This window comes from Acinetobacter ihumii (assembly GCF_900625095.1).
Classification (GTDB): Bacteria; Pseudomonadota; Gammaproteobacteria; order Pseudomonadales; family Moraxellaceae; genus Acinetobacter; species Acinetobacter ihumii.
Map to the genome: position 1 here is coordinate 1,879,486 of NZ_LR130760.1, position 12,472 is coordinate 1,891,957.

Annotated in this window: 13 protein-coding genes; 2 read left to right on the top strand and 11 right to left on the bottom strand. The window is 40.6% G+C overall.

Features of this window, described 5'->3' with window-relative positions; genetic code table 11:
* Window positions 1-83: 83 nt before the first annotated feature.
* The 8 genes from E0D95_RS08900 to E0D95_RS08935 all read right to left on the bottom strand — a co-directional run bounded on the left by E0D95_RS08900 (window position 84) and on the right by E0D95_RS08935 (window position 7,331).
* Window positions 84-410 (bottom strand): H-NS histone family protein, encoded by a 327-nt coding sequence (locus E0D95_RS08900; RefSeq protein WP_130803522.1) that lies wholly within the window; start codon window positions 408-410, stop codon window positions 84-86.
* A 668-nt stretch (window positions 411-1,078) separates the two neighbouring features.
* Entirely contained in the window at window positions 1,079-1,513 is a 435-nt protein-coding gene (locus E0D95_RS08905) for an acyl-CoA thioesterase (protein WP_130803523.1), read from the bottom strand.
* 8 nt (window positions 1,514-1,521) lie between these two features.
* On the bottom strand, window positions 1,522-2,709 hold the full coding sequence (locus tag E0D95_RS08910; RefSeq protein ID WP_130803524.1) for a heme biosynthesis protein HemY: 1,188 nt from the start codon (window positions 2,707-2,709) through the stop codon (window positions 1,522-1,524).
* 9 nt (window positions 2,710-2,718) lie between these two features.
* On the bottom strand, window positions 2,719-3,534 hold the full coding sequence (locus tag E0D95_RS08915) for a hypothetical protein (RefSeq protein WP_228258842.1): 816 nt from the start codon (window positions 3,532-3,534) through the stop codon (window positions 2,719-2,721).
* Window positions 3,535-3,560: 26 nt separating this feature from the next.
* Window positions 3,561-4,337: a uroporphyrinogen-III synthase gene (locus E0D95_RS08920; RefSeq protein ID WP_130803526.1), complete on the bottom strand. Its 777-nt coding sequence runs from the start codon at window positions 4,335-4,337 to the stop codon at window positions 3,561-3,563.
* Window positions 4,338-4,343: 6 nt separating this feature from the next.
* Complete coding sequence (hemC, locus tag E0D95_RS08925; protein ID WP_130803527.1) at window positions 4,344-5,261, bottom strand: hydroxymethylbilane synthase; 918 nt, start codon at window positions 5,259-5,261, stop codon at window positions 4,344-4,346.
* A gap of 108 nt (window positions 5,262-5,369) precedes the next feature.
* On the bottom strand, window positions 5,370-6,110 hold the full coding sequence (locus E0D95_RS08930; RefSeq protein WP_130803528.1) for a LytR/AlgR family response regulator transcription factor: 741 nt from the start codon (window positions 6,108-6,110) through the stop codon (window positions 5,370-5,372).
* 36 nt (window positions 6,111-6,146) lie between these two features.
* Entirely contained in the window at window positions 6,147-7,331 is a 1,185-nt protein-coding gene (locus tag E0D95_RS08935) for a sensor histidine kinase (protein ID WP_130803529.1), read from the bottom strand.
* Between E0D95_RS08935 and argH the strand changes: the two genes are divergently transcribed.
* Both argH and E0D95_RS08945 read left to right on the top strand, forming a co-directional pair.
* On the top strand, window positions 7,322-8,755 hold the full coding sequence (gene argH / locus E0D95_RS08940) for an argininosuccinate lyase (protein ID WP_130803530.1): 1,434 nt from the start codon (window positions 7,322-7,324) through the stop codon (window positions 8,753-8,755). The two genes, E0D95_RS08935 and argH, sit on opposite strands and share 10 nt — an antisense overlap.
* A gap of 9 nt (window positions 8,756-8,764) precedes the next feature.
* Complete coding sequence (locus tag E0D95_RS08945; protein ID WP_130803531.1) at window positions 8,765-9,040, top strand: oxidative damage protection protein; 276 nt, start codon at window positions 8,765-8,767, stop codon at window positions 9,038-9,040.
* A 146-nt stretch (window positions 9,041-9,186) separates the two neighbouring features.
* Here the strand turns inward: E0D95_RS08945 and E0D95_RS08950 are convergent, their stop codons facing one another.
* The 3 genes from E0D95_RS08950 to E0D95_RS08960 form a co-directional block, all read right to left on the bottom strand.
* Window positions 9,187-9,510 (bottom strand): chorismate mutase, encoded by a 324-nt coding sequence (locus E0D95_RS08950; protein WP_130803532.1) that lies wholly within the window; start codon window positions 9,508-9,510, stop codon window positions 9,187-9,189.
* 476 nt (window positions 9,511-9,986) lie between these two features.
* On the bottom strand, window positions 9,987-10,709 hold the full coding sequence (gene phoU, locus E0D95_RS08955; protein WP_130803533.1) for a phosphate signaling complex protein PhoU: 723 nt from the start codon (window positions 10,707-10,709) through the stop codon (window positions 9,987-9,989).
* A gap of 100 nt (window positions 10,710-10,809) precedes the next feature.
* Complete coding sequence (locus tag E0D95_RS08960) at window positions 10,810-12,171, bottom strand: multidrug efflux outer membrane protein AbuO (protein WP_130803534.1); 1,362 nt, start codon at window positions 12,169-12,171, stop codon at window positions 10,810-10,812.
* Window positions 12,172-12,472 lie beyond the last annotated feature (301 nt).

The following is a 12,472-nucleotide window of genomic DNA, read 5'->3' on the forward strand; positions in this document are numbered from 1 at the left end:
GCCAATTCAACACCATAAAAAAACCAAGCATTCTTGCTTGGTTTTTTTCACAATAACGTGAATGCGTGACAAAAAGATGAAAATTAGATTAAGAAATCTTCAAGTTTTGCACCTTTTTCTAATTCAGCCACTAACCAGCGAGGTTGTTTACCACGACCTGTCCATGTTTCTTCGCTATTATTTTTATTGCGATAACGTGGTTCAACCGCTTTACGGGTTGTTTTCTTACGCTTTTGCTCACCATATTCAAGTAATTGTTCAACAGTAAAACCTACTGATTCAGCCACTGCTAAAATTTGATTATAAGCATCATCAATCGCTTGATCATTTTTAGACGCAATTAAAGCTTCTGCTTCTTCTTGTAGACGTTTTAACTCATCAACTGAGAGATCACTAATATCTGGTTTCATTCCGAACCCGCTCCAATATATAAATACATATAGACAAAAAACAAATTAATTCTTTGAATTAAATTTAAAGCAATATTATTTTAAATCGATTCAAATAATCAAGCATCCCCTCTCATTTTAAAACAACAAAATACAAAATCAATTATGATACTAGATGAATTTAAAAAAATACCGACCAGCATATGCCAAAACTTTCCCATTAATGCTGAATGTAATAAATTTAATTACTGCATTTAGATACTCAAAACGAACACTTTAAGATAAGCAGATAAAAAAATGGACAAATGAGTCTGTCTAAAAATAGTGTGTGATTTATCAAATAATTTGTTAAAAATAGATAAAAAACAGATTTATCCGTAATATAAAAATAAAAGCATTTTTATTTATTGATGCACCATATTATAGCGCACCCTTTTGGGATGTAAGCCGTCAAATAGCTACCACACCCAGTCTTGTCCAAACAATGTCAAACCAGCCTAGTTCAATCAAATGCTAACGCATACAGAGAAGCTTTAAACATTTGATATTGGGCAACATACGATTAAAAACAGATAAAAGATCTATTCAAGTACTCCATCAATATATGCTTTTATTTAGTTATTCAAGCATTTCGATTTTAATACTCTATAAGTTTTAAATCTTCGCACCATTTTAAGCTTAAAATAAGATTAAATACCGATTGAATGTCCAGCCCGCTGTTCTAGCTCTATTATTTTTTGCTTAATATGTGCTGGAATGGTCTTTTTCTTTAATTGCTCTGCATCAACAACCACCATGACTGCCTCAGCAGTGGCAACCACTTTTTCCTGCGTACAACTCCATAACAAATAACTCATTCTAAATGCGCTATTTCTAATCTCATCTACACGCACCCCAATTTTTAAGGTATCAGGATAAAATACAGGACTTAAATATTTGCACTGACTTGATGCAACCACGGTATATATTTTTTCCGCAAAGATATTTAACTCATCTAAATATCGAATTCGCGCACTTTCGATATAGCGATAATATAAAACATTATTCACATGACCAAAGGCATCCATATCGCCCCATGCCACCACTTGCTCATGCACGACAGGATATTGTGAAAGTTCATTCATGTGAAAGCTCATATTTTAAATTGGAGGAAGTTGGCATCATTTTCAAACACCAGATTCAGTTGTTGGGCTAATCCATCATCTAATTGAGATTTGATGCGTAAATAACTCATCAATACATCATCTGGATAAAGACTTAATAACTGATCAGCCTCAGGTTGCCGACCTGTTGCCATGTACACATGCCATTTTGCAAAACTTAGAATTGGCATACTGAGATAACGCTGTTCAAACTGCTCAATTTTCGTTTCAACATCTGCATAATCTGGATTTTGTTTAAGTAACTGTTGTTGAAACCATAAATAAAACACGTCACGATCAAACTGCTCATTCAGCAAATGTAATGCGAGCATTTCATGTTGCAGACTCATATCAGGCAAGCGCGCTAAAAGTTTAAGCCACAGTAGTTTGCTGCTGTAGGGACGACTTTTGATTTCCTGCTCCAAGTCATAATAGCGCTTTTGAATTGCATGCTGATCATCAAGAGAAGACTGATCGAATTGCGCCAATAACTGCTGCAACCACAAATCACGGCTTTGCGCATCCAAATGGCCATATTGCATAGAACGCAAATAGATCCATGGCTGTTGTAAAGCCAATTGTCCCCACAATGCAGTCATGCGTTGTTGATATGCCTGTTCAATTTGTTTAAGCCACGGCGACAATTGATGATGTTGCAGAAACTCCAAATGAGTCAATGCCTGCTCGGTTTCACCTTGTGCCAAAAACAGCTCAATTCGTTGCAATTCAGCCAGCTCAAATGCCATTGGAGAGGTATGATTTAATGCCTGATGCGCTTGTCCATATTCTTCATGTTGATAAAGCAGCTTTGCATCTACGATTCCCTTGAGCAAACCTGACGGTGCAAATAACTGAGTGACAAAACTTTGCTGATCTTTAGCTGCTTCCAATAACCAAATTACAGCCAATTGTTCATAAGGATGCAAATGGGTAAAGTTAAAAACTGTTTCTCGTTTGCGTTGCTCTCGGTTTAAATAACGCCTTACGCTCATCCACAACAGTTGTGCCAATAAAGTGACCAGACCGATCAGCAGTAATAGCACCCAAAGATTCGTTTGTAATTCCCAGTCACGCCAGTAAATATAGACATAACCAGCCCCATATCCATAGCTGAACACACTCAGCAATGCCAAGCAACACAGCGCCACAATCGCATAGGTCAGGAGTAATACGCGCATATGATCTCCTTATCCCAATAACTCGAGTGTGATAAGTTTAGGAACAGGTAGGCTTGGAAGCTGCTTGAGCTTTTCCAGTCGTTTTAATAAGTTTTGACTTTGTGTATCAGGAAGCTGAGCCAATTGCTGGATCGCCATACTGAGCACATGTTGATATTCAGTAAGATGCCCATCATTTAAAGCCTGACGCGCCAACAATAAACGCAATTGCACTTCTTTTAAAATAATACGTCGATTAATTAACTCTGCGGGAGCATGATCGACACGTTGCAATTGTAACCAGCCTTCCCAGAAATGTTGCTGCGGCTGTCGTTTCAACTGTACCGTCGTATTACGTTGAGCCGTCTGTAAATCTCGATCAATCAATTGAATTAAATCATCAAAAATTTGCTGTTGCTGGTTCTTTGAAACCACAAACTGTTGAATCGCCTGCTGATCCTGATTAACGCTTTCATGCAAACTACGTTCCAGTGCTGGTGCTAAAGCATAAGACGCCAAAGCCTGATTCAATTGAGTGAGCTTATCAATCGCATAAATATATTGGTGCTGCTGCAAAGCGAACTGGATCAATTCCAAACGTTGTTTAATGACAATCATCGGATTTAAATTGCTGGATGACTGAACCGGCGTTTCTGCATGACCATGAAGTGTCGTCGAGGTGGAAGATGTATCTGCAAGTTGCCGTTGCACTGCCACCAGTTGATCATTCAAGTTCGCATTTTTTTGCTCAATTTGAGTCACGCTGTGTTGCAGAGTATCGAAACGCTGAGAAAACTGGTATGCGTCATAACTTAGCTTTGCTAACCATAGCACTGCCAATATCATGATAAATCCAACAAATTTCCTCATAATCATCCTTCATTTACTTTCAGCTGTGCCAATATGCTATCGGGTTTCAAATCATCGACACAACACACGTGACCGACATGCTGTTGCTCGGCTTGATCGCGGTTGACAATATCGAATAAACGCTTACCCAACACCATATAACAGCAATCATGACACACAGATGGCACACCACGCATTAAACTCTGCCAATTTCGCCAGCTTGTCTCACTACTGATCAGTACCGTAATAGGAGAGATGGTCTGGCGAAGTTGTTGCTGTAAGGCAAACACCTGACGTATCGACTCATCAGGACAATGTCTGCTGTATAACACAAAATTTAAAACATCAACACCTTGCGCCAACAACTGCTGCATCATCAATTGGCGTCCACCTTCACCTCGCCAAAATGCAATTTGCTTTAAGTTTTTGTGATCTTTAAACAAATCCAGTTGCAACATGCCTTCAGACGTCTCAATTTCAGGAACATCAGCCCGAATAGAATACTGTGCCAGATAATCAGCCGTACCTCGTCCAACCGCAATCCACTTTATTTGTGTGAGTTGTGCAATGTTCCAGCCAGATTTTAGCAAATAGCGTAAACCAATTTCTGCTGCCGTTGGACTCACCACAACAATCATCTGGGTTTGCCCAAGTCGCCCATAAAGTGTGGCTAATGCATCCGAATAAGGCTGCGCGACCAGTTCAAGTAAGGGGTAATCTACCACCTGATAGCCTGCTGCGCGTAAGTGCTGATTCAGTTTTTCAGCACGATCTTTAGGGCGAGTATTAATAAACAACATGCTGTTTTAGTGCAAAGCACTGAGTAGTTCACCCGCCCCCTGAGCTAATAGCTGTTGGGCAAGCTGAATGCCAAGCTGTTCTGCTTGCTCAAGATGACCGGATTGCTGTGCACTAAGCAAGGTTTGTCCGTCAACACTTCCTACACGACCTTCGATTGCAATCTGATCACCATTCAAAGTGGCATAACCTGCAATCGGAACTTGGCAACCCCCTTCTAAATATGCATTGAAAGCTCGTTCAGCTCGAACACAGTGCCAAGTTGGCTCATGCAATAAAGGCTGAATCAAATTCAAAACAGTTTGATCGTCTGCCCGACACTCCAGTCCTAACGCCCCTTGACCCACCGCAGGCAAGCTTAGATGTGCAGGCAAGCCATGACGAATTCGATCACTCAGACCCAAACGCTTTAAACCTGCACTGGCCAGAATAATCGCATCATATTGACCATCATCCAGTTTTGACAGTCGTGTCCCAACATTACCCCGCAAGTCGATAATGTTTAAATCTGGACGTTGTTTTAAAATTTGGCATTTACGGCGCAAACTGGATGTTCCGACTCGGGCAGCTTGTGGTAAATCATCAAAATGTGCAACGTGGTTAGATACGAATGCATCAAAAGGATCTTCACGTTCACAGATCACAGGCAAACATAAGCCTTCAGGTAAATGCATCGGCACATCTTTCATTGAATGTACGGCCAAATCAGCACGACCATCCAGCAAAGCAGCTTCAAGTTCTTTTACAAATAGACCTTTACCACCAATTTTTGCTAATGGGGTATCCAAGATTTTATCGCCCTGCGTGACAAATTTGACCAATTCAACGTGCAGATCAGGATAAAGCACTTGTAAACGAGCACGAATATGTTCTGCCTGCCACAATGCAAGCGGGCTTTGTCGCGTGGCGATTTTCAAGGTTTGCATAAATCTTGGGTCAATCAAAAAAACAAGCTCTAAACTTAACCCGATTCACTAAAATTGCAAGTAAAATCTAAGTCGAGCCTGTTAAAACCAGCACATTACTGATGATGTTTAGAGTTTTTGCATTCTTTCACGCAACTGCGGCAAATGACGGCGACTCACCGACAGACGTTCACTCACATCACGGCAACGCACCTGATATTGCCCAGAAGTCACCAGTTCCAGACCTTCTAAATAGTCAATTGAAACCAGCGCATTTCGATGAATACGAATGAAATGGTCCGAAAACTCCTGTTCTAATTCCTTCAGGGTTTCATCAATCAACACACTGCCATTTTTGTGGCGCACCGTGACATATTTTTGATCTGCCAGAAAATAATAAATATTTTCTACAGGAATCAACTCTACACCACGATAGGTTTTGGCGGTAATTTGATGCCGCTGTATTTTTAAGTCGTCCATATCTTCTTTTTGTTTTATCGTACTCAATTGCGCTTGAGTCAGTTTGGTTAATTGATCTAAAACCTGTTGTAAATCTTGTTGCGAAATGGGTTTCAGCAAATAGCCTTTAGCTTGCGATTTAAAAGCCTCTAAAGCATGTTCATCATAAGCGGTACAAAATACAATCGCAGGCATGGGGTCAAATTGCCCCAATTGTTCTGCACACAGTAACCCGTCCATTTTGGGCATTTGAATGTCGAGCAACACCACATCTGGTTCGTATTGCTCCACCAACTCAATTGCATCTTCCCCATTATTGGCAGTTGCAATGACTTGATGCCCCAATTGCGTAACTAACCGTGACAATCGTTCAACAGCAAGAGGCTCATCATCACAGATTAGAATCCTCATCTTTCCTCCTTGTCGTGTTAACTTAATTGATTGATTTTAATCGGTTAACCCTGACTTATTATTTTGTCTTTGGTATTGGTAACTTACCACGGTGGTATACAACCCACGCGCACTATAGGTCTGAAACTTGAGTGTATTTCCATAATACGCCCGAAGACGCTGTTTCACGTTATCTATAGCTATACCGTGTCCTTCTCTTATGTTTATTGTATCGAGACTGTAGGGATTGGTAATGACTATACTGACTTGATTTTGCAATATTTCAACCAATATGCCAATTTGACCCTCTCCGCCAATTTTTTCAACTCCATGAAAAATACTATTTTCCAATAAGGGCTGCAAGCTCAATGCAGGAATTTGTACCTGTTTAAGTTCTTGAACCGTGTAAGGAATTTTCCATTCCACATGTAATCGGTCGCCTAATCGAATTTTTTCAATAAATAAATATTGCTGACAAAGTTCAATTTCATCCTGCAAGCTGACCAGCTTGAGTTGCTGAAAACTGGCACGAAACAGTTTGGATAAACTGATCAGCATATTTTCTGCTTTATCTGGATCGATACTGATCAAACTCACCACACTATTTAAACTATTAAATAAAAAGTGTGGATGGATGCGTGCCTGCATGGCTTGAATTCGGGCATTCAACTCACTATATTGCTGGTTTAACCACTGATCACGCACATACATATACCGTAAGCAAAATGCACCGAGCAAAACTCCATAACTTAAATGCATGCCGACTCCAGCAAATAATCTGTGCCCATTCATCTGCTGAAAATTAAATTGGCTGCCCCAATGTTGCAGCATGTTGGCAACACAGGTGGTTAACACCACAATGATTTGCAAAATAAAAAAGCCAACAAACAGCGCAGTGATTTGATTTAAACGAGTGAATACTGCCTGATAACGATCCAAAATCGCTGAAAATGACAATACCACCCAATTAATAAACACGATGTATTGAATCAGACGTACGCCTTCCAATGCCTGCCATGAACCCGCTTCTGCCAATGCCAGAACCATCGCCAATACATTACTGGCCACGATCAACTCTAATAAATGTTGCCATTGACCGATTTTGCTAAAAAAATAGGAGTTCCCCGCTGCTGAAATTTGTCGCGTTAACTCCGCTGGATTCTGGGCATCGGCAAGCCTTGAGGAATTTGTTATACTGCTTTTTATTTTTCGCTTTTTTTTATCGAGCCGACATGACCACATCTTCGAATTCCCCTCATTCATCTGCCCAGAACCAGACCTCTGGTATGTGGGGCGGTCGCTTTAGTGAAGCGACAGATGCTTTTGTTGCTGAATTTACCGCATCTGTACAATTTGACCAACGTTTTTATAAGCAAGATATTGCAGGTTCAATTGCACATGCCACCATGTTGGCGAAAGTCGGTGTCCTCACCGAAGCTGAACGTGATGACATTATTCAGGGCTTAACTGCAATTAAATCTGAAATTGAAGCGGGTCAGTTTGAGTGGCGTATCGACTTAGAAGATGTGCATATGAATATTGAGTCACGTCTGACTCAACGCATTGGCATTACAGGTAAGAAACTGCATACGGGTCGTAGCCGCAATGATCAGGTGGCGACCGATATCCGTTTGTATCTCCGTGATGAAATTGACGATATTTTATCCATTTTAAAACGTTTACAACACGGCTTGCTTGGCTTGGCTGCAAAAAACACTCAGACCATTATGCCCGGTTTTACCCATTTACAAACTGCTCAACCTGTGACCTTTGGTCATCATTTATTGGCATGGTTTGAAATGTTAATTCGGGATACCGAACGCTTGCAAGATTGCCGTAAACGAGTTAATCGCATGCCACTTGGCTCTGCGGCGCTTGCTGGCACCACCTATCCAATCGATCGTGCCTATACTGCCGAACTTCTAGGTTTTGAAGCGGTTTCAGAAAATTCACTGGATGCCGTTTCTGACCGTGATTTTGCGATTGAATTTAATGCGGCTGCGGCTTTAATCATGATGCACTTGTCACGTATGTCTGAAGAATTAATCTTATGGACATCTGCTCAATTTAAATTTGTGAACATTCCAGATCGCTTCTGCACAGGTTCATCGATTATGCCACAGAAGAAAAACCCTGATGTGCCTGAGTTAATTCGCGGTAAATCTGGTCGTGTATTTGGAGATTTGATCAGTCTGCTCACCTTAATGAAAGGTCAACCTTTGGCCTATAACAAAGACAATCAGGAAGACAAAGAACCTCTTTTTGATGCGATTGATACCGTGCGTGGTTCGCTTATGGCATTTGCAGATATGATTCCTGCACTGGTTCCAAATATTGAAATTATGCGTGAAGCAGCATTGCGTGGCTTTTCAACCGCCACTGATCTCGCTGACTATCTGGTGAAAAACGGTGTCGCCTTCCGTGACGCACATGAAATTGTCGGTAAGGCAGTGGCTTTAGGTGTACAGGAAGATAAAGACTTATCAGAACTGAGCCTTGAACAACTGCAACAGTTTTCTGACTTGATTCGCGCAGATGTCTTTGATAAGGCACTCACCCTTGAAGCGTCTGTCAACGCACGTGACCACATTGGTGGAACTGCGCCGAAACAGGTGACTGCTGCAATCGCTCGCGCTGAACAACGTCTTGAACAACTATACGCTTAAGGAAAACTCATGAGCCGCCAAGTATTTTGTGTTAAATATCAAAAAGAAATGGAAGGTCTGGATTTTCCACCGTTTCCCGGAGCGAAAGGTCAGGAATTGTTTGAGCAGGTTTCCAAACAAGCATGGCAGGAATGGTTACAGCATCAAACCACATTAATTAATGAAAAACGCCTGAATGTGTTTGAACCAGACGCAAAAAAATTTCTGGAAGAACAACGCGAAAAGTTTTTCAACAATGATGATAGCGTAGAAAAGGCCGAGGGCTGGAAGCCTGAGCAAGGCTAAGCAGAGCGTTGCTCTGCCCTTGCGCAAGACGAAGAGCTATGCTCGTAGTGAGAAAAATCAAAGCATCGCTTTAGTTTTTCTGCAAAACAAGGACAAGTCCGCGTAGGTAAGCATATGAGAAGTGAACCCTTGCGCAAGGCGAAGGGCTATGATTTCCCAATATTTTCAGACTTTGCTATCTGTTCATGATTTTGAATGACTTCTTTAATGATAAATCTTAAAAATTTCTCAGCAAATATAGGATCCAGCTTTGAAGCCAAAGCAAGCTCTCTCAGTCTGGATATTTGCGCTTCCTCTCTAGACAAATCAGTTGCTGGGAAATTTGCTTTCGCTTTTAAATAGCCCACCTTTTTCGTACAGGAGAATCTCTCAGAAAGCATATAAATTAAAGCTGCATCAATGTTATCAATACTTTGCCTTAACTCAGCCAACATTGTTTTAGCTTTTTCCTGCGAAACTGACTTGCTCATGATTTCCTCTTATTCCAAATAGTTGTTATAAATATACTTCAAAAAAAGCCATTTCAGGCTAACCACGATCAACATCGTTGCTCCTTTTTACGTTTCTTACATAGAAACATATAACATTACATAGGCTCACAAGACTACGCATGATTCTTTCAATGTTTTTGCATATACTGATTTCATAGTAAGACAACAAGCATCCCCCCAATGCAGTCTTACATTACTTTCTTCCCAGATTTCCTCCCCAAGAAATCTGGGATTTTTTTATGCTTTTTTTAAGATGGTATCTTTTTAACACGCTATCTTTGAATATTGTTCAACATCGCATAGAACTTTGAGCATACAAGGCTAGTACAGTACATTGCAGAATAAGCAAATAGATAATATGAATGAGAACTCAAAGATTTTAAACCTTCAATATTTCGATGGATCAAATAAAAAAACCTTGAATAGATTCAAGGTTTTTTTGATTTTAAACATACTTATCCGCGATGTACTTTTTCTTCGATTTCTTCAATACGGGTATGACGTACATCTGTGCCTTTGGCGATATAAATCACTTGCTCGGCAATATTTCGCGCATGATCACCAATACGTTCTAGTGAACGCAGTACCCACATCACGTTAATCACACGAGAAATATGACGTGGATCTTCAATCATATAGGTCATTAAGGTACGGGTAGCCGATTGATATTCACGATCAATATCCGCATCTGCAAGTAGCACTTGCAATGCCTGTTCTGCATCCAGACGCGCAAATGCATCAAGTGCATCATGAATCATGACGCGTACCTGATTACCAATATGACGAGTTTCCATATAACCACGTGGTGAACCCCCTTCTTCGCATAAGCTTTGCGCAATACGAGCAATTTTTGCAGCTTCATCACCAATACGTTCTAAGTCAGTATTGGCCTTGCTCATGGCAATCACCATACGCAAGTCAATCGCTGCGGGGTGACGGCGGGCTAAAATCAGGGTTAAACCTTCATCAATATCACGTTCATATTGGTTGACAGTATTATCTTTAAACTGAACATCCAGTGCCATATTGACATCGGTATCCAGCAAGGCATGTATGGCATTGGCCACCTGCTGTTCAACTAAACCGCCCATGGTCATAAATTTGGTGTTGACGTCCTGCAAATCTTCATTGAATTGCGACGAAATATGATGACCTAACACAGGATTATGTGGACTCAAGGGAGCCTCCAGTACGGCAGGATGAACAAAAAAAGCTTGGTCGTGATTAAAACATATCCATCATGAAAGTTTTATGACAAAAACTTCTATTTCAGTCATTTTATTGCGATTTATAAGTTAACCATTGATTCAGTTCAATTAAATCATTTTCATTTAACTGCCCAACCGCAGACTTTAATTTTAGTACATTTAAGATATAGTCATATTGAGCATTTAAAAAATCTTGCTTGGCATTAAATGCATTACGTTGCGCCAACAAAACATCCACCATGGTTTTTAGACCTTCACTATAACTAGCTTGAGATGCGCGCGACACCAGATCAGCCGAATCGAGCGCAGCTTTACGTGCCTGCAACTTGGCCTGATCCGTTTGTACTTGCATAAAGGCTTGTTTAACTTCAATATTTGCATTACGTTTTGCAGCATCCAGTTCTGCTTGTGCTTTGGCAGCTTCTACTGCTGCTTTTTTGATTGAAGTTCGGGTGCGCCCACCATTAAAGATATTCCAGTTCATTTCAACCCCGATCTGATCGAATTTTCCATCATTAGAAATCAGGGTTTCTGGGGTTTGTTTGGTGTAACCATAAGCAGCAACTGCTTCAATCTGTGGATAAAGTGCTGCCTTTTCCACACGTTGACCATCTTCTGCATACTGCCTTTGTAATCTGGCTTGCTGAATTGCCAAATTTTGGCTTTGTGCTAAGTTGATCCAATCTTCTACAGAAGCTGGATATGGTTTTTGAAATTGAAAATCATCCGACAGTACTGCCAGTTTTTCATTTTGATTTTGACCAATAAACTGCGCCAGCTTTTCTTGTGCCAGCATGAGTTGTACCTGCCCTCCAATGCGATTGGCTCGGGCATTTTGATACTGGGCATCCGCTTCACTGACATCACTACGTGCGACCAAACCTTCTTTAAGCTTGGCATTCATCATATTGGTTTGTTCCAGCAGCGCTTTTTCTTCTTGCAGATAAGCCGCAGTTAAGGATTGTTGACGCAAAACATCAAAATAGGCTTGTGCGACATTGAAGACATGTTGTTGCTTTTGAAGTTTTAACGTGACTTCACTCAGTAGCACCGAAGTTTTAACCTGTTTATAGCCTTCCCAAGCATCGATGCGAAATAAAGGCTGACGTGCATTGATTGCGATTTGTTTCTGTGTCGACGTATCACTGACTAAAGCATTTGAAAACTCTTCTGAACCTTCAAATCCATCCAAATCAGTTTGTTTGGTACTTTGATGGTTACGGGTAATATTGCCTGCGATGGTCACTGTAGGCAGCAAGTTGCCTGTAGCTAGACCCAGATTCAGTTTATCTGCTTCGAACTGATAAATATTGGCCTGCCATGCAGGATCATTTTTTTTGGCACGATCATAAGCTTGTACCAAATCCAGTGCAAAGCTGGACATGGAAACACTACATAAACTGGTTATCAGCAGTATTTTTTTTATGGTCATGAAACTGGTATCAATCCTAAAAGTTGCCCACTTAGACTAAGAAAAATGAATTAAAAATACAATCCGTAGCGTGTGGGGAATTGTAGATCAACTTATGAAAATGGATAAAAATAGCGTTTCCTCAGCATTCATCCCTCGACTAACATCAGCAAATACCAAGCTCATCAATAAAAAAGAATAACGATAAGAAGCAGCAATATATTCTTACGTTTATAAAGAGCATCATGAACTGAAAAAAGAAAGAACTGCTCCATTCAAAGTTTCTAGTACGGATCAACATTGTTGATCCGTAAAAACCAAA